We start from the raw sequence: 22,913 nt of genomic DNA on the forward strand, positions 1-22,913 counted from the left end.
GGAAGAGGTTCCTACTTGGCCGTGGGGTCCGCGCCGCCCCGGTGCTGCTTCGGCGTGCGGATGAGCTTCTTGTTCACGAACTCGTCCATGCCGTAGCGGCCCAGCTCGCGGCCTACGCCGGAACGCTTGACCCCGCCAAAGGGCAGGTCTTCCTGCGTTCCGGAGACACCGTTGATCCAGACCATGCCCGATTCCAGGCGGTCCGCGACGTCCAGGGCCTTGTCCTCATCGGTGCTGAAGACGGCGCCGCCCAGGCCGTAGGGCGAGCTGTTGGCCAGTTCCACCGCTTCATCCGCGCTGGAAACCTTGTAGATTACCGCTGCGGGGCCGAAGAGCTCCTCGGAGAAAGCACGCATCTCCTCCGTAACTCCCGTCAGCACGGTGGGCTGCACGTAGGCACCGGGGCCGTCCACCAAGCTGCCGCCGGTGTGCAGCGTGGCGCCCTTGTCCACGGCGTCCTGGATCTGTTCGACCAGTCCGTCCGCTGCGGCCTGCGACGACAGCGGACCGAACCGGGTGGCCTCGTCCAGGGGATCCCCGGGCTGGATCTTCGCCATCTTCGCCGTGAACTTCTCGACGAAGTCCTCGTACAGGTCCTCCATGACGATGAAGCGCTTGGCGGCGTTGCAGGCCTGCCCGCCGTTGCCCATCCGGCCGGCCACGGCTGACTTGACGGTGGCGTCCAGGTCCTCGGAATCGAGCACGATGAACGGATCGCTGCCGCCCAGTTCCAGCACGTACTTCTTCAGGTTCCGGCCGGCGACCTCGGCAACGGCCGAACCGGCGCGTTCGGACCCGGTCAGGGAAACCCCCTGGATCCGCGGGTCGGCAATGATGACCGCAGCCTGGTCATTGGTGGCGAAGAGGTTGATGTAGGCATCCTGCGGCAGTCCGGCGTCGCGGAAGATCTGTTCCATGGCCAGCGCCGACTGCGGGCAGTTGTTGGCGTGCTTAAGCAGCACGGTGTTACCCAGCATCAGGTTGGGGCCGGCGAAGCGGGCCACCTGGTAATACGGGTAGTTCCAGGGCATGATGCCCAGGATCGCGCCGATCGGCTCGGTGCGCACGGTGGCTCCGCCGCCGCCCTTGACGGTGAGTTCCTCGTCGGCCATGAAGCCGGGGCCTTCAGCGGCGTAGTAGTCATAGATGTTTGCGGAAAGGGCGACCTCGCCCTTGGCCTCGCGCAGGGGCTTGCCCATCTCGGTGGCGATGAGCGCTGCGAGTTCATCGCTGCGCTCGCGGTACAGCTCCGCCACCCGGGCGATGATCTTGCTTCTGGCTTCAACCGGCTGGCTGCGCCAGGAGGCAAAGGCCCCGTGGGCGGCGCTGATTGCTTCGCTGATCTCGCTGTCGGTGGCTTCGGCGAATTCCTGAAGTGTTTCCCCGGTTGCGGGGTTCACGGTTTTGTAAGCAGTCATGCGGGCCACGCTACCGGTGACCGTGACCCGGGCAACACGCGGTTCGCTCCCGGCTCAACCGCCGTTTCAGGTTAGGTGCCGACGGGCCGGGCATCGTCGTCGGGCTCCGCGCGGTTCCGGCGCCGGGGCCGCAGGCCCGGGATGCGGCCAAAGCGCGGCCGCGGCCAGCCCTGCTGCTCGCGTTTGCCGTTCCGCCGGCCGGCGCCCGGGGCGCTTGACGGACGCGGGCGTCGGGTCATGCGGACGCTCCATTCCCCCGGTCCCGGCAGGCGCCAGCCGCGGCGGCGGGCCACGGTGCAGAGGACGGCGGCGGTCACGATGGCTACCGCCATTCCCACGTTCGGCATGCCCAGGCGGTACAGGATGGCCATTTCGACAGCGGCAACCAGAGCGCCTGTCGCGTAGAGCGTGTTGCCGCCGAAGATGGCCGGCACCCGGCCCACCACAATGTCGCGGATCATGCCGCCGCCCACGGCGGTGGCCACGCCGAGCAGGATTGCCGGCAGCCACTCCAGGCCCACGGTCAGGGCTTTCGATGTTCCGGTGGCGGCCCAGCAGCCCAGGGCCAGGGCATCAATGACAATTAGGAAGCGGTTGGCCCATTTGCCCTTGAGTTCGATCAGGTACGCAATGAACGCTCCGGCAATGGCGGCCAATAGGTACGCGGGGTTGGTCAGGGCAACCGGTGTTCCGACCTGCAGCAGGGTATCGCGCAGGACACCGCCGCCCAGGGCAGAAGTCAGCGCCAGGACGAGGAAGCCGACCGGATCCATGCGCAGCTGCCGGGCCACTGCACCGCCCAGGACGCCGTTGGCCAGCACTCCGGCAAGGTCCACGACGTTGAAGACGGCCTCCGGATCGAAATTCTCCACGCCGCTCCCGGTGTTAGTTTGCCTGCCCGTGTTTCAGGCATCCATTCTACGGGGCGGCAGCCCCCTGGGCGGCCCTGCAGAGAGCGTTGGAAGCGAGGAGCCCCAGACGGGTCAAGAGCAGCGGAATCACTTCACGGCGAAGTGCGCGGCGAGCTTCCCGAGTGTCTGTTCGATGCTGGCCGGGTGGTTGCGGGTAACGCCCGTGACCCGGTACATCACCCGGTGGCGCACCTTCCGGGCGTCCCACTGCTCGGTCACGAGGGTGCCGCCGTCGGCGGGTTCGAGGAGGTACCGCCAGACATGCCCTCCGGCGTGCCGCCAGGCGATGCGGCGGCCCTCTTCGAACTCCGTTACCGTGTTGCGGATTTTGTACGGAATGCCCATCTTCATGTCCATGCCGAATCGGGCTCCCGGAGACAACCGGGCCGGACCGTCGGGCTGGGCCTCGCGGACAGTGCCGGACCCGTCGATGACGCCGTGCATCGCAGGGCGGGCGAGCAGGTCAAAGACGGCGTCAGGGGCAGCCGGAACGAGCCGGTCACGGGAAATCAGATAAGGACTGTTCATCCGGCCAGTCTAGGGGGCCCGTCATTGCTGACGAGGCATGGACGGCCATGCGCGCCGGCGGTGCGGGATGGTGAGGGAGCCTACGTGGTGCGCTGATAGATCCAGCCGGTTCCGTCCCGCACCAGCCGGTGCCGGGCGGACGCGTCTGCTGTTTCCCCGGTGTCTTCCCCGGCGTCCTCCCCCATGTCTTCCCCGGCGTCCTCCCCCATGTCTTCCCCGGCGTCCTCCCCCGTGTCCGGATACTCCGGATCACCAGGCCAAACCATCACCGACGGTTCCCGCCCGGGAAGCATGCGCGTGGCATAGGTTTCGGGGACAGCGGCAGCGGCCGCGGCAAGCGCCTCCGCCACACTCTTCCTGCCCAGCAGCCCGTGCAGGGTGACCCAGGTGGGCGGCACCAGGTCCATCGTGCCCTCGTGTCCGCGCCGGAGCGCCTCCGCGGGCGTAAGCCAGACGGCGTCCACGTGTTCCTCCGGACTCAACGTGATGTCGCCGGCCGGCGCCGGCGCGAGGAAGAACTCCGTTTTCCAGCGGCGGGGCGCTTCGGGCGGCGGAACCCAGCAGGACAACCTCACCAGCTGCTGCGGCTGCAGCACCAGTCCGGTTTCCTCGGCTGTTTCGCGCACGCCCGCCCGGCGGGCAGAAGCCAGGTTGGCGTCGTCGCCGTCCGCTGCCTCAACGGCGGTGCCGGAATTAACGGCGTCCCCGGGATCCACCACTCCTCCGGGAAATACCCAGGCGCCGGCGAAGGACCCCCGGTGGCGGGGACGTTCGAGCAGCAGCACCTGCATACCTTCGGGGTCATCCCGCAGCAGCACCACTGTGGCGGCCGTGCCATGAAGCATGATGGAAAATCCGTTCCTGAGGAGACTTTGTGTGACCGGGACCATTCGGTCCCTACTGGATCGTAGCTGTTTGCCCGCAGACGGTAGCCCTCGATGTCCCGGGAACCTACCCTGAGAACCGGCTAAGAGGCGGGCATGACAGTGGAGAAGTTCGAGTTCAGGAAAGCGTATCCGGAGCTGTACGCACCCGGATCCGGAGATTTTATGCTGGTTCAGGTTCCGCCCCTGCAGTTTCTGGCCTGCGACGGGCACGGAGATCCGAACACCTCCGCCGAGTACTCCGGCGCCCTGGCCTGCCTCTACCCGGTGGCGTACACGCTGAAGTTCGCGTCGAAAAAGGATCTGGGGCGGGATTTCACCGTGGCCCCGCTCGAGGGCCTGTGGCGGGCGGACGATATGGACGCGTTCACCCGCCGGGAGAAGGACACCTGGGACTGGACCATGCTGCTGGCCCAGCCGGAGTGGATCACCGGGGACATGGTGCAGACCGCCGTCACGGCGGTGCGGAACAAAAAAGGGCTTCCGGGTCTGGAACGGCTGCGGCTGTTTCGGCTCGAAGAAGGCACCGCGGTGCAGATACTGCACCGCGGACCCTACGACGACGAGGGGCCAGTCCTGGAGCGGATGCACCACCAGTGGATGCCCGCCCACAGACTGACGTTCAACGGCGACCACCACGAGGTGTATCTCAGTGATCCGAGGCGGACCGCCCCCGAAAAACTGCGGACGATGCTGCGGCAGCCCGTCCGTCCGGCAGCTTAGCGGCGGCCCGGGAGCTGACGGTCCTGCTGTGCCGCACGCTCCCCGGACGCGGTGAGCGCACCGAGCATCGTTTCGAGCTGCTCGTCGCTGACCCGGGTCAGCGCGGTGAGCAACTTGGTGATGCGGGTGCGTTCCCTGTCCTCAAAGCGGGTGGCATCCAAGATGTCGCTGACCCACAATCCGTCCATCGCCAGGCGGATGATCACGCCGATGATCCCTGTGGGCTGGCGGGGGTCCAGATTGTCACGGTCCAGGCGCCGGTTCAGGTAGATCAGTGATTCCGCCAGGTTCGGCCGCCCGACGGCGGTGGCCAGCAGTGCGCCCTGGTCCGTCTCGCTGTTGGACCCTGCATCAGAGAACGCCTTGATGTAGGCGCGGTCCTGCGCGCCCACCGGATCCGGATCAGCTTCCGCCAGCCGGCCCAGTTCATGGACCAGCTCGATGATCATTGCTTCAACGTCCTGCTCGACTTCGTCGATTGGTGCGCCCGGCCTGAACATTCTTCCTCCAGCTCAACGGTCAACCGTGTTTCGGTTGACCGACCAGCTTAGCCCGTTTTCGGATTTCCTTCCGCTCCGGTAACCCTTTCTCCGTCATGCCTGACATCTGCTTGAACCGGGGCCTATTACGGGCTTGTCTTGGAGCATGACTTGGATCACCGTGCGCCGTTCCGCCCAGCTCCTGTTCGGGCTCTTTTGCTACGGCTTTGCAATCGGCATGATGATTCAGGCAAATCTGGGAGTGTCCCCCTGGGACGTCCTCGGGCAGGGTACCTCCAGGCAGTCAGGCATCCCGTTCGGCTTTGTCACCAACCTGATTGGCCTGCTGGTGCTCCTGCTGTGGATTCCGCTCCGGCAGAAACCGGGGATTGGCACTGTCCTCAACGTACTGCTGGTGGGCCCCAGTGCCGAGATCTGCCTCATCCTGGTTCGGCAGCCCGAGCAGCTCTGGGCGCAGGTGCTGCTTTTCGCCGGCGGGCTGCTCCTGCTCGCTGCGGCCACGGGGCTTTACCTCGGAACACGGCTGGGACCGGGCCCCCGGGACGGACTCATGACCGGAATACATGTCCGTTTCGGCTGGCCGGTCTGGGCGGTCCGCACCGGTATCGAGGTGGCCGTGCTCGCTCTTGGCTGGGCGCTGGGAGGCACCGTAGGGCTGGGCACGGTGGCCTTTGCCCTGCTGGTGGGCCCGCTCATCAGCCGCGCCCTGCCGCTCTTCGACATGCGGGGAATTCCACTGCGTGCGCAGAGCTAGCGGACGCTCGCGTTACGTCCGCAGCCCATAGGTTAGGAGGGCGTTCCCTGAGGCCGTTATCTGCGAATCGGCCAGCCTCAGCCGGGTCAGCGGATCCCCGGGCTCGAACAGGCGCCGACCGGTGCCAACTACCACCGGGTGGATCATCAGCGTGAGGGAATCCAGCAGACCGGCAAAGAGCAGTCGGCGTACCACGGAGATGCTGCCGTTCACCGCAATGTCCCCGCCGTCGAGCTCCTTGAGCCGCCGCACAAAATCCTCCAGCTCGCCGTCCATCAACCGGGAATTGTTCCACTGCAGGTCTTCGTCCGAGAGCGTTCGGGAGGCCACAAATTTCCGGACCGGGTTGATGAAGCCGCCAAAGTCGTCCGAGGTGTTGCCCGGCCAGTAGTCCGCCCACTGCTGATAGGTCACCCGTCCCAGCAGCACCGTGTCCTGGGTGGACAGGGCCGCTTCCATGGCGGCGCCCATATCCTCGTCAAAGTGGTCAAACTGCCACTCCCCCGGGTTTTCCACCACACCATCGATGGAACTGAACAGTGCCGCCGTCACCTTGCGCATGGCCGTACTCCCGCATCTCTGGTCCGATGTCCGGCCTTACGCGCCGCCGGACCGTTCCCCGGAAGAATAGTCGCTGCGGATGCAGGAAGGAACGCCGGACGGGGTTCGCACGGGGGTTCCGGCCGGCGCTGATGAGTCTTACGATGGGGCGTGCCTCTTCACCCTCTCCGCAGGAGGAATGGCCATGCCTCAGAGCACGCCCTCAATGCCCGGCCAGCAGGGCCCGGCCGGGCGGCAGGACTACGGCAACGTCCCCGTGATCATCTCCGCCGTGCTTGCAGCAGTGGCCGGGCTGTCCGTGGCGCTCTTCTCCACCGGAGGCACGGAGCGCGAGTTCCGGTGGGAGCTCGGCGTCGCGGCTGCCTGCGTTACCTTCATTGTTTCGCTGCTGATTTTCCTGCTCCTGATTCTTACCGCCCGCCCCAACCCCGAGCACCTGGGCAAAGGCACCGGGATCAAGCGCAGTTTTGGATCGCGTCCCGGTGTGACGGACGACGACGGCGAAGGCGAAGGCGAGTCCCGTTCCGACGCCCCCGGCCCGCACTGATTCCCGGCCCGCGCTGATTCCCGGCCCGTACTGATTCCCGGCCGGTACTGATTCCCGGCCGGCGCTGACGGCGGCAGTCCTGCCGGCAGCGCCCCCTCTCAACGCGCGAAAATCTTCTCCAGCAGCTCCCGGGAGCGGTCCATGGCGGCGGCGCCGGGCCACCCGCCGTCGTCCTCCGGCTCGCTCTCCTGCAGCACCACGCGGACGACTGCCAGCGCCAGGCCCACGGCCATCCGCGCCTCGGCGGCGAGCTCCGCTGCCGGTTCGGTGCGAAGCTGATCCCGGTACCGGGTGACGACGAGGTTCACCAACTGGTTCTCATGGACCGCCATCCATTCGTTCTGCTTGGACAACAGCTCCGGTGTGCCCATCACCACCTGCATCCGGGCCCGGGCCAGTTCGGCGTTGGGCTGGCCTTCAAACAGTGCGGAGAACACCGCTTTGGCGAGCGTGAAAACCACCGGGGCGGCGCTGTCGGCCCGAAAGGCGCGGGCCACCGCCTCGGTTGCATCGGCGGGAGGCGGCCCAAGAAACACGCCTTCCTTGGAGCCGAAGTAGTTGAAGAAGGTCCGCGGCGAGACCATGCCGGCGGCACAGATCATGTCCACCGTCACCCGGTCATACCCGCGCTCCAGCACCAGGTCTATCGCGGCCCTTTCGATCACGGCACGGGCGGCTGCGCGCTTGCGGGCGCGCAGCCCCTCGCCGGGGTGCCCCTCGCCGTCGTGCCCCTCAGTACCCGGCTCCTCGACGCCCGGATTACCGCCCTTGTCTGCCCCCGCCGTCGTCATGGTCGCTGCCCCCGGTCTTCAGCCGCTACTCGTACCGCAGGGCGTCGATTGGATTCTGCTTCGCCGCGCGCCGGGCCGGCAGGGTGCCGGCCAGGAAGGCGATCAGCATAACGACGCCGATGATAGTTGCAACGGACGCCGGGGTGAACAGCATGATGTGGAGTCCGGGCAGCGATGAGAGGACGGTGTTGGAAAGCACCGAACTGATCACCGAGCCGAGCCCGACGGCGACGCCGGCTCCCAAGGCTGAGCCGAGGAAGCCGATGAAGATCGCTTCAACGCTGAACAATGCAAAAATCTTGCCGCCGCCCATTCCCATGGCCTTCATCAGGCCGATTTCCCGGGTGCGTTCCTGCACGCTCATCAGCAGCGTGTTGACGATGCCGAAGCCTGCGGCGATCAGGGCGATGACGGCGAAGGCGTTCAGAACGCCGATGATGCCGTTGATGACGGTCTGGATGGCGCCGATCTGGTCCGCAACCGTGAGGCCGGTGAAGCCCTTGGCGTCCAGGTCAGCCTTGACCGCGGCCAGCTGCTCGTCGTCCGTGCCCTCGTCCAGGTACGCCACGGAGGTGATGTAACCGGTGGAAACGCCTTCCGGAATTCCGGTGCGCTGCAGGGCGTCCATCTCGGCACGCAGGCCGGCGCTGAAGCCGGATCCGTCGCCAAAGAGCGAGTCGTTCTGCACGCCGGCAATGACGGCGTCAACGGTGTGCTGGGTTCCGGCATAGTCAGTCACGGCAAGAGTGACGGTCTGGTCCACGGCTGCCTGCTCGTCGGTGAAGCCCAGCGCTTCCACGTAGCTGGACGGGATCAGCACTTCCAGCGAGCCGCTGTCCTCCGCGAGCTGGCGGCCGGCGGCGAGGTCCGCATCCGCCAGCCCCGCCATCGGGTTCACGGTCAGCTCAAACTTGGCCCCGCCGTCGTACTGGATGAAATCGGGAGCGAGCATCGCGGCCGGTTCCACCTTCTCGATGCCTTCGGTGGCACGGATAGCCTCGATGTCCGCATCGGAGAGCAGGGTGAAGTTGCCCTGGGTGGCGGCGCCGTCGGGGTTGTATTCCTTGGGCCCCTCATCGGCCGCTTCCGCTTCGGTGGCGGGCGAGACCGTCATCAGGTTGTCGCCGCCGATGGCGCCCACCTGTTTGTCGATGTAGTCCGAGACGCCGGCACCGATGGCGCTGGTGAGCGTCAGGGTGAAGGCACCGATGAAGATCGCGACGACGGTGAGCGCGGTGCGGACCTTGCTGCGGAAGGTATTGGATACGGCAGAGCGGAGAATGTCGCCGGCGGTCATGCGGAGGCCCCTGTGGTGATGGTGGTGGAGGAAAGCTCGGCGGCCGACACTTCGCGGCCGTCCTTGATGTAGAGCTGGCGGCCGCAGCGGGCCGCGAGGTCGGTGTCGTGGGTGACGGCAATCAGGGTGATCCCCTGTTCCCGGTTCAGGTCGAAGAGGATGTCTTCGACGACGGCGCCGGTGGCGGTGTCCAGGTTGCCGGTGGGTTCATCGGCGAAGATCACCGACGGATTGTTCACCAGGGCGCGGGCGATCACCACCCGCTGTTTCTGGCCACCGGAGAGGTCCGTGGCCTTGTTTCGAGCCTTGTCCGCCATTTCCAGGCGTTCCAGCGCCTCCATGCCGCGCTTTTTCCGTTCGGCCGGTTTTACTCCGGCGATCATGAGCGGCAGCACCACGTTGTCCAGCACCGAGGAGTTGGGGGTGAGGAAGAACTGCTGGAACACGAATCCGAAGTCCCGGTTGCGCAGCTCGTTCAGTTCGTTCTTGCCCAGGGAGCGGGCATCCTGGCCCTTGACCGAGATGATGCCGCCGTCGGGCGTATCCAGCAGTGCCAGCAGGTGCATGAGTGTCGACTTGCCGGATCCGCTCTTGCCGACGATGGCCAGGGAATCCCCGGCCTCCACGGCAAGGCTGACCCCTTTGAGTGCGTCAAACCGGTTCTCCCCCTGGCCGTATGACTTGGTCAGGTCCTGGGCGCTGAGTACGTGTGGTGTCATAAGCCAACCGTACGTGCAGTACCTGCAAGTTTGCAGGGAGTGCACCTTTGGTAGGCGGGCGCTGGCCTTACCCTGCCCGGTGCACCCTTTACACGGTGCAGCCGGGCCGCTTGACTCGTGGTGGAGTTACCGGACCGGCCGGCCCGGACACCGGCAGGAGGGAAAGGTGCCTGAGATGTCCCGTCGAACCTTTGCAGCTGCCGCTGCCCTACTGGCAGCCGGTGCCTTCATCCCGGGCTGCCGCCCGGTGCGAAGTACGGATGCGGGGATACACGCAGCCCGCCTCAGCGCCCGGCCGGAGAAGGACGGCGTCGCTGCGGCCCCGGGACAGCGGCCTCTGGGGCTGGTCGCTGAACGTGATGCGCTGCTGTATGTGCCGGCTGAACCGGCCGGTTCGGCGGCTGCCCCGGGCGGGCTCCTGCCGCTGCTGGTTCTCCTGCACGGTGCAGGTTCAGACGCCGCGGGAGGACTGTCCCTGCTGACGGGCCTTGCTGATGAGTACGGGCTGGTACTGATGGCTCCCGCGTCGCGCTCCGGAACCTGGGACGCCATCCGCGGCGCATACGAGGCCGACGTGGATCATATCGATGCAGGGCTGCGGGAGACCTTTTCCGCCGTCGGCATTGATCCCGAGCGCATCGGCATCTGCGGCTTTTCCGACGGCGCGTCCTATGCGCTGGGCCTGGGTCTGGCCAACGGAGACCTGTTTTCCAAAGTGATCGCCTTTTCACCGGGATTCATTCCGTCCGGTCCGCGGCAGGGCAAGCCGGCTGTCTTTGTTTCCCACGGCACCGGTGACGACGTTCTCCCCATCCGTTCCACCAGCCGGAAAATTGTCCCGGCCCTCGAACGGGACGGATACGACGTCACCTACCGGGAGTTCGACGGCGGCCACACGGCCCCGGCGTCGATTGCCAGGGAGGCCGTGGACTGGCTCGGGTGGTGAGCGGACCAGCTGTCTGAAGCAACTAGCTGCGGAACCGCTCCCAGGCTGACTGGCGGGACATGCCCAGCGCTTCGCCGATCCCGGCCCAGCTGATGTGCCGCGCGCGGGCTGCGGCGACCCACCGGCGCAGGTGGTTTTCGACGTCGTCGCGCGCCCGGGCGACCTGCGGCAGCTTCTCCAGCAGCTCCTTGTCGCTGAGGAGGTCCCATGGGGCTCGGGGCGCGGGCTGCACATCGGACGGCGCCTGCCGGAACAGGACGAGCGCGGCCTCTGTGCAGTTCCGGCAAATGGCAGCTGCCGGCGCACCCACCAGCAGGCCGGTCTCCTCGCGCGGGCGCAGGCAGAACGAACACATAAACGGCTGAGCGGCGGGATCCGCGGCAGCAACTTCTCCGGATTCCCCGGAACGGCTTTCCATTCCCCCACCCTACGGTGCAGCTTGAACTACCTGCCGTACGCCTTCCTTGTGAGCCCTTGCCGTGTCAGGTATTACCTGACAGACTCGCCGTGTCAGGGCTTGCCTGACATCCGTAATCCACAGGGGGAAACATGGCAAAGCGGGTTTCGGAGGTTCATTCTGCCGCCTCCGCCGGCGAGGCAAGCCCACGGACGCTTCGGTTTATCCTGGCCGCCGGCGCCGCGGAGGGTTTCGGAGATGCCCTAACCCGCACGCTCCTGCCCATCCTGGCCGTAACAGTGCTCGGTCTCGGCACCGGCTTCGTGGGCCTGCTGAACGCCGTCAGCCTCACCGCGTTTCTCCTGCTGGGCATGCCGGCCGGAATGCTCATTGACCGGATCCGGAACAGGACGCGTGCCATGGGGGCGGCAACCCTCGGCCGCTGCCTCGCTGCGGTGCTTCTCACTGCGGGGTACTGCTTGGAGCTGCTCTCAGGACCCGCCCTGCTGGGCGCCGCCGTCCTTGTGGGTGTGGCCGACGTCGTCTTCACCACCGCGCAGAGCACCGTCATTCCCGCAGCCGTGCCTCCCCGGGGACTGAAGGCGGCCTACTCCCGCCTGGCACTGGTGAACCAGGCGGCGTCGACAACCGCGGCAGCCGCAGGCAGCGCCGCACTGGCGCTGCTCGGCCTGCCCGGCATAATGCTGGTGGCAGCCGCCTCCTACGCAGGGTCGCTGGTTTTTCAGCGCGGCATCCGTGTCAGCCCCGTTCCGCGGGTGCGCCGGAGGGAAGCGGGCGGCCAGTTCCGCCGCGGGTTCGCCACCCTGCGCCGGACCCCCGCGCTGTGGGCACTGACCCTTTCCGGAACTCTGACCAACGCCGGAGCAATGCTGGGCAACACGGTGCTGCCGGTGTTTGTCCTCCGGGATCTGGGGATCGACCCGGCGGCCTACGCAGGGCTGGGCGTGGTGGCTGCGGCCGGTGCCATGGCCGGTGCTGCCGCCGCGCCGCGCCTCACCGCCGGACTTGGCTTGAAGGTGCTGCGGACCAGCGCGGCACTGCTGGCTGTTCCCGCGGTGGGCATGGCCGTGGCCTGCCAGTGGCTTCCCGGGCCTGAGATCACGTGGCTGGCGGCCCAGTCGCTGGCCTGGAGCTTTCTGGTGTCGGTCTCGGCGGTGGCCGGGGCGGAGGTGCTGCCCCGGACGGTGTCGCCCGGGGAACTCGCCACCGTCGGGTCGGCGCAGCGCACCATCACCTTGGGAGTCATGCCGGTCGCGGCAGTCCTGGGCGGTTTGGCCGCGGGGCTGGCCGGCCCTGTTCCGCTGCTGGCGGTGTGGGCTCTGTTGTCGGGGGCGGCCGCCCTTCCGCTGCTGCGGGCGGATTCCCTCCGCGGCTTCCGGTGACGGGCGGCACGAACGCCTGTCGGGACCTGCTGGCTGCAGCCGCGTAAATTGAAGGACATGTCCATCCAGCACGAAAAGTTTCTTGTTCCGGCAGGCGAAGTCGAAGTCTCGGCGGCCTTTGCCTCCCCCGCAAACGCAACCGCCGCCGTCGTCGTCGCGCACGGGGCCGGTGCCGGGATGGATCACCCGTTCCTCACCGGCTTCACCGATGCGCTCAATGACGACGGCGTTGCCACGCTCCGTTTCAACTTCCCCTACCGCGAGGCCGGGAAGAAGTTTCCGGACCGCCCTCCGGCTGCCATCGAAGCGTGGCGGACTGCCATGACTGCGGCGGCCGCCCGGACACCGGGTCTTCCGCTCTGGGCGTGCGGCAAATCCTTCGGCGGGCGGATGGCCTCAATGGCCGCCGCGGAGGGCATGACGACGGCGGGCCTGATCTTCCTGGGTTACCCGCTGCATCCGCCGGGCAAGCCCGAAAAGCTGCGTGACGAGCATCTGTACGGGCTGACCCTGCCGATGCTGTTTCTGCAGGGAACCCGGGACCCGTTCGCGCTGCCGGGGGAACTGGAACCCGTGGCCGAACGCGTTGGCCCCAAGGCCCGCATTTCGTGGATCGAGGGCGGCAACCACTCCTTTGAGGTCCGCGGCAATAAGCGGGACCCGGAGGTTGTGGGGGCCGAACTGGCCGGCCCGGTCGTGCGGTTCCTGGAAGGGATGGCGCCGGACTGAGCCGATACCGGGGCAGCACAGCCCACGCACCTCCGTGAGATAGCTTTCACCCCCTGTCCCGACGGGCCCGGCACTGGGTAAGCTATCGCCATGCTGAAGAGACTGGCGAAGAAGGTCGCGGTTGCAGCCCTGGTCTTCACGGCCCTTGCTGCAGGCCTGGTGGCGGTTCTAGGATACGGCGCCTTCCAGATGCTCGGGTGGATTCTCTCGGAATCCTCCGATCTGGCGGACGGCGCCGAGGGTTTTTCCGGGTTCGACGACGGTCCCTCCCTGCTCTCATTCTTCGGCGTCTTCATCACGCCGTCGCTCTTCATCGGAGCGGCAGTGCTGCTGACCCTGGGCGTACGGGGCATCAGGCGCCGGGCGCGCAGGGCCCAGAACCGACGTTATGACGCCGCGGCGCAGGCTGAGGCCTCGCGCCGGCTGTACCAGCGCCGCGACGAACTGCTGGTGAAGTGGTCCCGGTATGAAACCGATGTGTCGCTGATGATCGACTACCCGGTGATGACCGACTACTCCGACTCCGTCATCCGCGACGTCATCGTCGCCATGCAGGGCATCCGGGCCGCTGAGGCGGAAGCCCTGGACCTCGGCCGCGGCCAGGCAGAGGCTTCCACGCTCCGCCGCGCCGTGGACCGTTTTGAAGTTGCCTTTGTCACCGCCGAAAAATACGCCCGGCGCTGCGGGCAGTCAAAGCTCAGCGATGCCGAACGCAGCAAACTCGCCACAGCGCGGCAGGCGTTGAACATCATCCTCGACGGCGCCGCCACCCCTTCGGAGGTGGAAGCGGCCTACCGCAGCCTGCGGGGTTCCCTGCGCGGGATTATTGATCTGCCGGATCAGGCCGTCGCCGGCCTGGAAGCGCACACCCGGCAGAGCCTGGGCGTGCACCCGCACGGCGCGCATCAGCACCGGAGGGCGTCGGCGGAACGGGCGGCCTGAGGCAGGCCGCCCGCCGCCGGAGAGGTTAGCGCAGCGCCGGAGAGGCTAGCGCGGCTGCGCCGGATTGGTGGGATCGCCCTGCGACGGCGGATTGATCTTGGGTCCGGTGGTCGCCGGGGAAACCTTGGAGCCCTGCTGGTTCTGCGTCACCTCGGGCAGGTCCTCCGGAACCGAGCCGCTCGGCTCCTCACCGTTGCGCAGCGCGTCCAGCCGGCGCTCAAGGACCTGAATCACCGGCAGCCGGTTTCCGTGTGCGCGTTCGTAGTCCAGCAGCCCGGACACTCCGGCTTCATCGAGCGGATGGATCCTGGACGGCAGTGAGCCCAGCGGAATGTGGTCGAAATCGGGCAGCTGAAGGTCTTCGTGCGCGGGTGAATCGGTCATGGTTGCTTCCTCCTGCAATTTGTCGGGTTTGGCTCTGGCGCTCTTTCGGGAACAGCCTTTCGGGAACGGTGCAGCGGGTCGGCTGTCAGCCGGCACTGCCGCGGGGGTAGTCATCCTCGTCAGGAGGCAACCCGCCGTCTGCCCCCTGCTCAAGCCGGTCCGCTTCCGAGCCCTCCGGCCGCAGCGGATCTCCGTGCGCCCGCACAGGGTCCTGGATTCCGGTGTCTTCCTGGGCCTCGGGGACCGTGGGAGCCTGCTGCTCCAAGGCATCGGCTTCGTTCTGCGCCGGCACGGCGGATGTGTCATCTGCGGTGGGCATCGTCATTCTCCTTTGCTGTCGGCGGCTGCTGCGGGACAGCAGCGCGAAGGCTGTCGAGATCGCGCCGGCCCAAGTCCCGGGGGCCCGAAAACAGGGCTTCCCAAGAGCTGCCGGCACCATTAGATTATAAGCCTGCTTACCACTTTGCCAGTGAAAGGACTGTCATGAACCAGCCGGAACAGCAGCAGGACACCCCGGGCACGCAGGGCCAGATGACCCCCACTCCGGACTGCGGCGAAAAAACCTACCGAGGAATGGGCAAGCTCACCGGCAAGACCGCGGTGATCACCGGCGGCGACAGCGGCATCGGCCGTGCAGTCGCCATCGCGTACGCACGCGAAGGCGCCGACGTCGTCATTTCCTACCTGAATGAGGACGACGACGCGAAGGAGACGGCCAGCTGGGTGGAGGAAGCCGGACGGCGCGCCGTGCTGGTTCCCGGAGACCTGGACAAGGCCGAGCAGTGCCGCAAGGTCATCGAAACCGCAGTGCGCGAATTCGGCAAGGTCGACATCCTCGTGAACAACGCCGCGTACCAGATGAACCACGAGACTCTGGAGGAGATTTCCGACGAAGAGTGGGAGTACACCTTCAAGGTCAACATCAACGCCATGTTCTACCTGGTCAAGGCCGCACTTCCGCACATGGCGCCCGGATCCGCAATCATCGGCAGCTCCTCGGTGAACTCGGACATGCCCAGCCCCACGCTCGCGCCGTACGCGGCCACGAAGTCAGCGATCGCCAACTTCTCCGCCAGCCTCGCGCAGCTGCTGGGCGAGAAGGGCATCCGGGTCAACAGCGTCGCGCCGGGACCCATCTGGACGCCGCTGATTCCCGCCACCATGCCGCCGGAGAAGGTGGCGTCCTTCGGGTCCGACACCCCGCTGGGCAGGCCCGGGCAGCCCGCCGAACTGGCACCGGTGTACGTGCTCCTGGCCTCCGATGACGGCAGCTACATCTCGGGTGCGCGGGTTGCAGTGACGGGCGGCCGCCCAATCCTGTAACCCTCCCGGCCGCGGCGTTCCGCCGTCGCGCGTTCCGCAAGGCCCGCTGTCACACGTTCCGCCGGGGCGCCGTCACACCCCGCGTTAGAGCCGGGAGCTTGGGATAGTCTGTGAATTTCAGCGACAGGCCGACAAAGGAATTCATGACAGTCTCCACCAGCACGCGGCTCTCCGACGGCCGGGAACTCATCTATTTTGATGCCTCCGCGGAGACTGCACGCCGGCGGACGGCAGCCCCGGCTGATCGCCGGGGACTGCCCGCCCGGCCCGGCAACGGCACCGCCCGGTACGACGCACTGACCGGAGAGTGGATCGCAGTGGCTGCACACCGCCAGTCACGGACCCACCTGCCGCCCGCCGACCAGTGCCCGCTGTGCCCGTCGTCGCCGTCGCGCGCCTCGGAAATCCCGGCTGAAGACTACGAAGTGGTGGTGTTCGAGAACCGCTTTCCGTCCTTCGGCCCCGATTTGGGCGTCCTCCCGGACAACCCCTCCTGGGGCGCGACGGCGCCTGCCTACGGACGCTGCGAAGTGGTGGCCTTCGACTCCGCACACGAAGGGTCCTTCGGCTCGCTGACGCCGGAGCGTGCCCGCACCGTTGTCGACGCCTGGGCACAGCGCACGGAGGCGCTCTCCGCCATGGAAGGCATCCGGCAGGTGTTCTGCTTCGAGAACCGCGGGGCGGATATCGGCGTAACCCTGCTGCATCCGCACGGCCAGATTTACGCCTACCCGTTCATCCCTCCGCGCTCCGCGGTCATGGCGCAGCAGGCGGCAGCCTTCCACGAGGCCTCGGGCGGACAGCAAACCCTGATCGGTGCAGCTCTGGAGGCGGAACGAAACTCCGGGGACCGGATGATCCTCGAAGGCCGGCACTTCAGCGCCTTTGTTCCCTTTGCCGCCCGCTGGCCGCTGGAAGTTCATTTGGTGCCGCACCGCCAGGTGGCGGACCTTTCCGAGCTGAACGACGCCGAGCGCGATGACCTGACGTCCGTCTACCTTGACCTGCTGGGCCGCGTCGACGGCCTGTACTCCACCCCCACGCCCTACATTGCCGCCTGGCACCAGGCCCCGCTGGACCCGCGCTTCCGTCCGGCGAGCCGCCTGCACCTGCAGCTGACCTCACCGCGCCGGGCGGAGGACAAACTGAAGTTCCTGGCCGGCTCCGAAGCAGCGATGGGCGCCTTCATCAACGACACCCTTCCCGAACAGGTGGCAGCAAACCTCCGTGCCGCCGCACCCTCTACCCCCGCCGATAACGTGCAGCCCGCAGGAAAGGCCCGGCCATGACTCTCTCCGCCCCCGAACTGGCAGCCGCCTTCACCGACCGTTTCGGCCGGGAGCCGGCGGGGATCTGGTCCGCTCCCGGACGGGTTAACCTGATCGGCGAGCACACCGACTACAACGACGGTTTTGTGCTGCCGTTCGCCATCAACCGCTCGACGTCGGTGGCTGCCGCGCCGCGCGGCGACCGCACCGCGCACATCCATTCGGCATTCGACGGAGGAAGCACGGCCAGCACCCATCTGGACGACCTGCGGCCCGGCAGCGTCGAAGGCTGGGCCGCTTATCCGCTGGGGGTGCTGTGGGCCTTCGAGGACCAGGGCACCAAGGTCCCCGGCGTCGACGTGTATCTGGATTCGGATGTACCCGTAGGGGCGGGCCTCTCCTCTTCGGCTGCCCTCGAGTGCGCTGTGGCAGTCATGGCCAACGACCTCTCCGAGGCCGGACTGACCGGACCCGAACTGGCCGCACTTGGCCAGCGGGCCGAAAACCTCATGGTGGGTGCACCCACCGGAATCATGGACCAGTCCGCATCCCTGCTCGGCGAGGAGGGACATGCCGTCTTCCTGGACTGCCGCAACCGGGAAGCGCAGCTCGTACCGTTGGATCTGGCCGGCAACGGCCTGACCCTGCTGGTGATAGACACCCGGGTCAGCCACGAACATTCCACCGGCGGTTACGCCTCCCGGCGGGCCTCCTGCGAGCAGGGCGCCAAAGCCATGGGAGTCGCTGCCCTGCGCGATCTCAGCACGGAAGACCTGGCCGAGGCCGCCGGCATCCTGGATGAGGAGACCTTCCGCCGCGTGCGGCACGTGGTCACGGAAAATGCCCGTGTGCTGGCCGCCGTCGACGTCCTGCGCACGGAAGGCCCGGCCAAACTCGGTGCCCTCCTCGTGGAAAGCCACGCTTCCATGCGCGACGACTTCGAAATCTCCTGCCCCGAGCTGGATCTGGCGGTGGAGACGGCCCTCGGCGCTGGTGCGCTCGGCGCCCGGATGACCGGCGGCGGGTTCGGCGGTTCGGCCATCGCCCTGGTGAACTCCGACGACGCCGGCGCCGTCACCGATGCTGTGACCCGCGCCTTCGCCGCGGCGGACTACGCCGCTCCCGCCGTCTTCACCGTGCTGCCTGCCGCCGGAGCCGGCCGGACGGAAGGCTAGGACCGAGCGCGCCGCTGGGCCCATCTGTTGTGCAGATAACGGGCCTGCAGAGATTCCGTCCAGCCCGGCTCAGTGGCTAACGGTCCCGCGCCTGGACTCCAGCACCGGCGCTATCCAGGCATCGCAGACCGCTCCGGTCACCCACGAGTAGACCGCCTTGTGCCACACATCAACCACGGTTTCGCCGGCCGGCCAGGAGGTCGGCGGAGCTCCGACACCGGTGGCATTCTCCAGCGTCTGGTCCGTGGCCAGCCGCACTACGGTGTGGGTGGTGTTCGCCACCGGACCCCGGATACCCGTTACCGCCCAGACTCCGCGCAGCGCGCCGAGCACGGCACCGGTCCCCCAGTGCATGGCGTGGTTCCAGACCGGCGGGCGGGCGTCGTCGTCGGGCTTCTGGCCCAGCAGCGACAGCAGGGTTCGCGCCGGCACGTAGGAATTGGGCCGCGAGGTGAACAGCTGCTCCACCTTTTCCCCGGCGGTCATCGCTGCCACACCCACCAGCCCCGCCGCCGCTCCCGATCCTGCCGCCTTGAGCAGCGTTCGTCCGCGTCCTGCCATGGTTGACCTCCCCTGTCCGAGTTTTCTGTCTGGGTTTAGTACGTGAAACCCAGCCTAGGAGACGGGGCCGGATCCGGCACCTGTGATGACGCGGGTGCTACAGGTTCTGCCGGAGCCAGGCACTGGCCCGCGCGGCTGTCCGTTGAATTTCCTCCGCTGATCTGCCGTTGACCACGGCAAACGCGAGCTGCTGCAGCCGGAAGGTGTTTCGCCGCACCAACGCCCGGCTGGTGTCCTCAGAATCGGCGATCAACGGCAGCTTGTCCCACCCGTTCCACGCACCGACGCACGCAAGGTCAGTGGAACGGTCACTCCGGGAAGCCAAATCCCAATCAAGGACTCCGACTACCCGTCCGCCGTCCCAGAAGACGTTCTGACCGGCCAGATCACCGTGGGCGAAGACCTCCCGCACAGGTTCAAGGGCCGCCAGGGCGCAGACCGCGTGCAGGGCCCGCCCCTGAACGTCCCCGTCCAGAAGCGGAATCACCTCCTTCCGCTGGATGCCGTACCACTGGGCCCCTCCGCAGAATTCCAGAGGTTCAGCGAGCAGCTCTTCGATTGGCCCGGTGGGAATGGACGCAACCCGGGCGAGCAGCTTCCGGAGCTCACCCGGGTCCCCCTCGCCTGCCGGGCAGGGTGCCCCGGGTATCAGTTCGTTGGCGACCGCCGAGGTCCCGTCGAGTTCCACGACCGGACCCAGCGACCGCGGGAGCAGGAAGCCAACCGATGCGGGGATGCTGTCCACAAGCTGCTGCCGCCGCCGCATCCCGGCCGCAGTGCCGAGATCACGCCGCACCCGAACGGCGGCGTACCCCCGGAGCAGGACAACGGTGTGTGCTGTTCCAAGGTCCACAACGGTCCGCTGTGCTGCCTGTGCTCCCGGCGGCAAACCATCGACGGCAAGATCCACAATGTCGTGCAGAACGCCGTTCACGCTTTTCCCCATGGTCCGAAAGTAACAGGGCTGAGCCGGAGAATCGGGCACACTGGCTCCATGACCGCACACACCCTGATACAAACCGCAGAGATGGAGCTTCTCGAGTCCTCGACGCGGGGCAATGCACCTCGGGTTCGGGAACTCCTGCACCCGGACTTTCTCGAGATCGGCCGTTCCGGGCGGCGCTGGACCCGCGCCGAGGTCATCGAAGCCCTGAACCGCGAAGCCGCGCGCCCGGTGCCGGACACGGACGAATGGGACTTCACCGAACTCGCTCCGCACCTTGTTCTCGTCACCTACCGGATCCGTTCGGGCACCCGGCAGAGCCGCCACGCTTCACTGTGGGACACGTCGGCCGCCACTGCACGCCTGCGGTATCACCAGGGAACGGTCGTGCCGCCGGACTTCGAGTAAGCCTGGAAACCCGGAGGGTCCGGACATGCGGCAGGGCCGGAAAACACTAAAGGCCCGGAACCTGTGAAGGCCCCGGAAACACGTAAGGCCTGCCCGGTGCCGGGCAGGCCTTCGCGGTCCGGCAGGTGCCGGATCTGTGGAGATGGGGGGAATCGAACCCCCGTCCGATGTTGAGTTGAAAGGGCTTCTCCGGGCGCAGTCTGCGTCGGATTTTCTTGGCCCCAGCCGTCGTACAGACGTGCGGCTGATCCGGGCCCAGCCGTTAAAGTGTCCTGAACACCCCAACGGCAAGGGTGTTCAGCAGTGGCCCTCTAAACGACGCCAGATACCGGAGCGAGAGCAACTCCGGGCTGACGGACTGTGCCTTACTGCTTAGGCAGCAAGGGCGAAGTCAGTGCGCATAGGTTTGGCACTTATTTTTTTGCAGAGAGCGTTAGCGAGATAACTCTGCATCCTCGGCCCGCTTCCCCTTTCGCGGCAAACACCGTCGAAACCGATCATCCCCGTGTGTAGTCATCGAGGTTTGTGTAGTTATCAAGGTTCATGCACTCACGCCGCCGGCCCGTTCCCGGCGTCCAAAAATAATAACGCAGGCCTCCCCGGGATGATTCCCGGTGCGCCGGAAAAAACCCGTGCGCATGAGAAATGTGCACGAGAATGGTGGGATGAACAACTTTCAGCCCGGGGAGGGCACCGGCCGGGCCCCGCAGCAATCGGTCAGCGTCGCTGAGCTCGCCCGCCGCGCGCGGTTGCTGGCATCTGCAGGAACGCGTCGGATTTTGGGGATCACCGGAGCGCCCGGGGCGGGCAAGTCCACGCTTGCGGCGCACCTCGTGGAAACGCTGGGTCCCGAAACCGCCGTCCTGGTGCCGATGGACGGTTTCCACCTGGCCAACAGCGTGCTGGACGCGTTGGGCCGGCGCGGGCGCAAGGGTGCTCCGGACACGTTCGACGACGGCGGATACGCTGCGCTGCTGGAGCGCCTCCGCAGCCAGACGGCCGAGGAGCCGGTCATTTACGCCCCTGACTTTCGGCGCGAACTGGAAGAACCGATCGGGTCTGCCCTACCCATCCGTGCCGCTGTCCCGCTTGTCATCACCGAGGGCAACTACCTGCTCCTCCCCCGGGGCCTCTGGCCGCGGGCCAGGGCCGCCATGGACGAGGTGTGGTACCTCGAGGCCGACGACGCCGTCCGCCGTGAGCGGCTGATCCGCCGCCACACGCAGTTTGGCAAGACGGCGGATGAGGCCCGCGAGTGGACCTCGGGCAGCGACGAAGCCAATGCCCGGATCATCGCAGCCTATGCCGGGCAGGCGGACGCCGTCGTCCGGGTTGCCGATGCATCCGCAGGAAACGGGTAACCCTGCGGATGCATCGACAGCAGACCGCTAGCGGCGGCGTCCGAAGATGAGGGAGGCAGCAGCCGTGGCGGCAGTCACCGTAAAGACCGACGGCCAGGCACCGAGCTTCTTCGCGAGCGGGTGCGACAGGCCAAACGCCGTCACGTAGCCGGCGGTCAGGGCTGCGGCCGTACCGGTGCCGGCGTCGCGCTTCCACAGGGTAAAGGCTGCCGCGCCTGCGGCAGCCAGGACCGCTCCGCCGAGCTGGCGGTTGCCGGTGTCCCGTGCGGTCTTGTAACCGCCGATCAGACCGGCGCTGGAAACGAGGGAACTCAGAAGTGCACTCACTGCGGATTTTCTCCTTTTAGCTGGGAACAAGTTCCAGCCTAGCGCGGCCCACCGTCTAAGCTGGGGCGGACCCCTTCCCCTCCCGCTGAAGGACTGAACATGACGACGACACCCGAAAATCTGCTGGCTGACGATGCCGCACTGGAAAAGGTGGCCACCGGCGCCGACTGGGCCGAAGGGCCGGTCTGGATTCCCGGGCGGTCGGCGGTGCGCTTCAGCGATATTCCGGGCAACCGGATCCTGGAATACCGCGAGCGGACCGGCGACTTGGAGGTCTACGCACAGAACGCCGAGTTCACCAACGGCCGGGCTCTGGACCTCGACGGAGCGGTCATCCAGTGCTCGCACGGCCGGCGGGCCATTGAGCGGGACACCGGCACGGCGGACGACGCCGTCCCCGCCGTCAGCACGCTTGTGGACTCCTACAACGGGCGACGGCTGAACTCGCCGAACGATGTGGTGGTGAAGTCCGACGGCACCATCTGGTTCAGCGATCCCTCCTATGGAATCCAGAAGGAGACAGAGGGCCACCCGGGCCGGGAAGAGTACGGCGACCGCTATGTCTTCCGCTTTGATCCGGCCAGCGGTGAGCTGACTCCGGCGGTCATTGACGTCGAGGTGCCCAACGGGCTGGCGTTCTCCCCGGATGAATCCGTCCTGTACGTATCGGATACCTCGCTGGGCACCCCCGCCATGGACGGCGGCGAGCGCCTGCACGGCCACGCAATTCATGCGTACGACGTCGTCGGCGGCCGGTTTGCCCGCAACGGACGGGTTTTTGCCGAGGTGGATCCGGGCGTTCCGGACGGCTTCCGGGTGGACGTCCACGGCAACATCTGGTCCTCGTCGCAGGACGGGGTGCAGGTGTTTTCCCCCGAAGGTGAGCAGCTGCTGCGGATCCCGGTTCCAGAGACTGTCAGCAATGTGTGCTTCGGCGGCGAGGACGGCACCACCCTGTATATGACGGCGTCGAGCAGCCTGTACCGGATCCGCACCACGGTTACCGATGCGGCTGCCGCGCTTCGGGACGGCGGCCGTTAGAGGCGGTCCGTTAGAGGCGGCCGTTAGAGGCGGCCGTTAAAGCAGCCGACGCCGGGCGGTTGCCCCTAGCCA

27 protein-coding genes, 1 other RNA gene and 1 pseudogene are annotated in these 22,913 nt (G+C 67.0%); 13 read left to right on the plus strand and 16 right to left on the minus strand.

Annotated elements, in window-relative coordinates:
- Positions 1–11 precede the first annotated feature (11 nt).
- From M1D40_RS16700 to M1D40_RS16715, 4 genes are all read right to left on the minus strand, one after another.
- The gene (locus M1D40_RS16700) at positions 12–1,418 is read right to left on the minus strand and encodes an NAD-dependent succinate-semialdehyde dehydrogenase (RefSeq protein ID WP_461169550.1); all 1,407 of its coding nucleotides are present in this window, start codon (positions 1,416–1,418) and stop codon (positions 12–14) included.
- A 71-nt stretch (positions 1,419–1,489) separates the two neighbouring features.
- A complete protein-coding gene (locus M1D40_RS16705; protein WP_461169551.1) occupies positions 1,490–2,290 on the minus strand; it encodes a trimeric intracellular cation channel family protein in 801 nt (266 codons plus the stop codon).
- Between the two features lie 126 nt (positions 2,291–2,416).
- Positions 2,417–2,857, minus strand: coding sequence for an SRPBCC family protein (locus M1D40_RS16710; protein WP_341394275.1), 441 nt, complete (start codon positions 2,855–2,857; stop codon positions 2,417–2,419).
- An 80-nt stretch (positions 2,858–2,937) separates the two neighbouring features.
- Positions 2,938–3,702, minus strand: a complete 765-nt coding sequence (locus tag M1D40_RS16715; RefSeq protein ID WP_461169552.1) for an NUDIX hydrolase — start codon at positions 3,700–3,702, stop codon at positions 2,938–2,940.
- A 135-nt stretch (positions 3,703–3,837) separates the two neighbouring features.
- On the opposite strand from M1D40_RS16715, the gene M1D40_RS16720 reads away from it, so the two are divergent.
- Positions 3,838–4,464, plus strand: coding sequence for a GyrI-like domain-containing protein (locus M1D40_RS16720; RefSeq protein WP_461169553.1), 627 nt, complete (start codon positions 3,838–3,840; stop codon positions 4,462–4,464).
- 152 nt (positions 4,465–4,616) lie between these two features.
- Here M1D40_RS16720 and M1D40_RS16725 read toward each other — a convergent pair.
- Positions 4,617–4,964, minus strand: a pseudogene (locus M1D40_RS16725) (TetR family transcriptional regulator); the annotation flags it as partial.
- Between the two features lie 145 nt (positions 4,965–5,109).
- Between M1D40_RS16725 and yczE the strand changes: the two are divergent.
- Positions 5,110–5,718 carry a membrane protein YczE gene (gene yczE / locus M1D40_RS16730; protein WP_461169554.1) on the plus strand — a complete coding sequence of 203 codons (609 nt, stop codon included), beginning with the start codon at positions 5,110–5,112 and terminating at the stop codon, positions 5,716–5,718.
- Between the two features lie 12 nt (positions 5,719–5,730).
- Here yczE and M1D40_RS16735 read toward each other — a convergent pair whose 3' ends face one another.
- Complete coding sequence (locus tag M1D40_RS16735) at positions 5,731–6,279, minus strand: dihydrofolate reductase family protein (RefSeq protein WP_461169555.1); 549 nt, start codon at positions 6,277–6,279, stop codon at positions 5,731–5,733.
- Positions 6,280–6,463: 184 nt separating this feature from the next.
- On the opposite strand from M1D40_RS16735, the gene M1D40_RS16740 reads away from it, so the two are divergent.
- Positions 6,464–6,826: a hypothetical protein gene (locus M1D40_RS16740; RefSeq protein ID WP_461169556.1), complete on the plus strand. Its 363-nt coding sequence runs from the start codon at positions 6,464–6,466 to the stop codon at positions 6,824–6,826.
- 98 nt (positions 6,827–6,924) lie between these two features.
- On the opposite strand, the gene M1D40_RS16745 is transcribed toward M1D40_RS16740, so the two are convergent.
- The 3 genes from M1D40_RS16745 to M1D40_RS16755 are packed head-to-tail and all read right to left on the minus strand — an operon-like array spanning position 6,925 to position 9,633.
- The gene (locus M1D40_RS16745) at positions 6,925–7,617 is read right to left on the minus strand and encodes a TetR/AcrR family transcriptional regulator (protein WP_461169557.1); all 693 of its coding nucleotides are present in this window, start codon (positions 7,615–7,617) and stop codon (positions 6,925–6,927) included.
- Between the two features lie 25 nt (positions 7,618–7,642).
- Positions 7,643–8,914 (minus strand): ABC transporter permease, encoded by a 1,272-nt coding sequence (locus tag M1D40_RS16750; RefSeq protein WP_461169558.1) that lies wholly within the window; start codon positions 8,912–8,914, stop codon positions 7,643–7,645.
- A complete protein-coding gene (locus tag M1D40_RS16755) occupies positions 8,911–9,633 on the minus strand; it encodes an ABC transporter ATP-binding protein (RefSeq protein WP_341394284.1) in 723 nt (240 codons plus the stop codon). Before M1D40_RS16755 ends, M1D40_RS16750 begins: the two co-directional genes overlap by 4 nt.
- Before the next feature lie 175 nt (positions 9,634–9,808).
- On the opposite strand from M1D40_RS16755, the gene M1D40_RS16760 reads away from it, so the two are divergent.
- A complete protein-coding gene (locus M1D40_RS16760) occupies positions 9,809–10,579 on the plus strand; it encodes an alpha/beta hydrolase (RefSeq protein WP_461169559.1) in 771 nt (256 codons plus the stop codon).
- 22 nt (positions 10,580–10,601) lie between these two features.
- On the opposite strand, the gene M1D40_RS16765 is transcribed toward M1D40_RS16760, so the two are convergent.
- Positions 10,602–10,997, minus strand: a complete 396-nt coding sequence (locus M1D40_RS16765) for a ClpX C4-type zinc finger protein (RefSeq protein ID WP_341394286.1) — start codon at positions 10,995–10,997, stop codon at positions 10,602–10,604.
- A 131-nt stretch (positions 10,998–11,128) separates the two neighbouring features.
- On the opposite strand from M1D40_RS16765, the gene M1D40_RS16770 reads away from it, so the two are divergent.
- The 3 genes from M1D40_RS16770 (at position 11,129) to M1D40_RS16780 (ending at position 14,050) form a co-directional block, all read left to right on the plus strand.
- Positions 11,129–12,379, plus strand: coding sequence for an MFS transporter (locus M1D40_RS16770; protein ID WP_461169560.1), 1,251 nt, complete (start codon positions 11,129–11,131; stop codon positions 12,377–12,379).
- A gap of 57 nt (positions 12,380–12,436) precedes the next feature.
- A complete protein-coding gene (locus M1D40_RS16775) occupies positions 12,437–13,108 on the plus strand; it encodes an alpha/beta hydrolase family protein (protein ID WP_461169561.1) in 672 nt (223 codons plus the stop codon).
- A 90-nt stretch (positions 13,109–13,198) separates the two neighbouring features.
- Positions 13,199–14,050: a hypothetical protein gene (locus M1D40_RS16780; RefSeq protein ID WP_461169562.1), complete on the plus strand. Its 852-nt coding sequence runs from the start codon at positions 13,199–13,201 to the stop codon at positions 14,048–14,050.
- Between the two features lie 45 nt (positions 14,051–14,095).
- Here M1D40_RS16780 and M1D40_RS16785 read toward each other — a convergent pair whose 3' ends face one another.
- Entirely contained in the window at positions 14,096–14,434 is a 339-nt protein-coding gene (locus M1D40_RS16785; protein WP_341394291.1) for a hypothetical protein, read from the minus strand.
- Between the two features lie 85 nt (positions 14,435–14,519).
- Positions 14,520–14,753: a hypothetical protein gene (locus M1D40_RS16790; protein WP_461169563.1), complete on the minus strand. Its 234-nt coding sequence runs from the start codon at positions 14,751–14,753 to the stop codon at positions 14,520–14,522.
- A gap of 164 nt (positions 14,754–14,917) precedes the next feature.
- On the opposite strand from M1D40_RS16790, the gene M1D40_RS16795 reads away from it, so the two are divergent.
- The 3 genes from M1D40_RS16795 (at position 14,918) to galK (ending at position 18,200) form a co-directional block, all read left to right on the plus strand.
- Complete coding sequence (locus tag M1D40_RS16795; RefSeq protein ID WP_461169564.1) at positions 14,918–15,757, plus strand: SDR family oxidoreductase; 840 nt, start codon at positions 14,918–14,920, stop codon at positions 15,755–15,757.
- A gap of 143 nt (positions 15,758–15,900) precedes the next feature.
- Entirely contained in the window at positions 15,901–17,046 is a 1,146-nt protein-coding gene (gene galT / locus M1D40_RS16800) for a galactose-1-phosphate uridylyltransferase (RefSeq protein WP_461169565.1), read from the plus strand.
- Positions 17,043–18,200 (plus strand): galactokinase, encoded by a 1,158-nt coding sequence (galK, locus tag M1D40_RS16805; protein WP_461169566.1) that lies wholly within the window; start codon positions 17,043–17,045, stop codon positions 18,198–18,200. Before galT ends, galK begins: the two co-directional genes overlap by 4 nt.
- Positions 18,201–18,269: 69 nt before the next feature.
- Here the strand turns inward: galK and M1D40_RS16810 are convergent, their stop codons facing one another.
- Both M1D40_RS16810 and M1D40_RS16815 read right to left on the minus strand, forming a co-directional pair.
- Positions 18,270–18,761 (minus strand): hypothetical protein, encoded by a 492-nt coding sequence (locus M1D40_RS16810; RefSeq protein WP_461169567.1) that lies wholly within the window; start codon positions 18,759–18,761, stop codon positions 18,270–18,272.
- A gap of 97 nt (positions 18,762–18,858) precedes the next feature.
- On the minus strand, positions 18,859–19,695 hold the full coding sequence (locus tag M1D40_RS16815; protein ID WP_461169568.1) for a phosphotransferase family protein: 837 nt from the start codon (positions 19,693–19,695) through the stop codon (positions 18,859–18,861).
- Between the two features lie 60 nt (positions 19,696–19,755).
- Here M1D40_RS16815 and M1D40_RS16820 point away from each other — a divergent pair, with 60 nt between their 5' ends.
- Positions 19,756–20,112, plus strand: coding sequence for a nuclear transport factor 2 family protein (locus M1D40_RS16820; protein WP_461169569.1), 357 nt, complete (start codon positions 19,756–19,758; stop codon positions 20,110–20,112).
- A gap of 134 nt (positions 20,113–20,246) precedes the next feature.
- Here M1D40_RS16820 and ssrA read toward each other — a convergent pair.
- Positions 20,247–20,617: a transfer-messenger RNA gene (gene ssrA, locus M1D40_RS16825) on the minus strand.
- Between the two features lie 160 nt (positions 20,618–20,777).
- Here ssrA and M1D40_RS16830 point away from each other — a divergent pair.
- Complete coding sequence (locus tag M1D40_RS16830) at positions 20,778–21,473, plus strand: nucleoside/nucleotide kinase family protein (protein WP_461169570.1); 696 nt, start codon at positions 20,778–20,780, stop codon at positions 21,471–21,473.
- A 27-nt stretch (positions 21,474–21,500) separates the two neighbouring features.
- Here the strand turns inward: M1D40_RS16830 and M1D40_RS16835 are convergent, their stop codons facing one another.
- Positions 21,501–21,800 carry a hypothetical protein gene (locus M1D40_RS16835; protein ID WP_341394300.1) on the minus strand — a complete coding sequence of 100 codons (300 nt, stop codon included), beginning with the start codon at positions 21,798–21,800 and terminating at the stop codon, positions 21,501–21,503.
- A gap of 99 nt (positions 21,801–21,899) precedes the next feature.
- Here M1D40_RS16835 and M1D40_RS16840 point away from each other — a divergent pair, with 99 nt between their 5' ends.
- Positions 21,900–22,841, plus strand: coding sequence for an SMP-30/gluconolactonase/LRE family protein (locus M1D40_RS16840; protein ID WP_461169571.1), 942 nt, complete (start codon positions 21,900–21,902; stop codon positions 22,839–22,841).
- Positions 22,842–22,913: the final 72 nt, after the last annotated feature.

This window comes from Arthrobacter sp. Z1-15 (assembly GCF_054792395.1).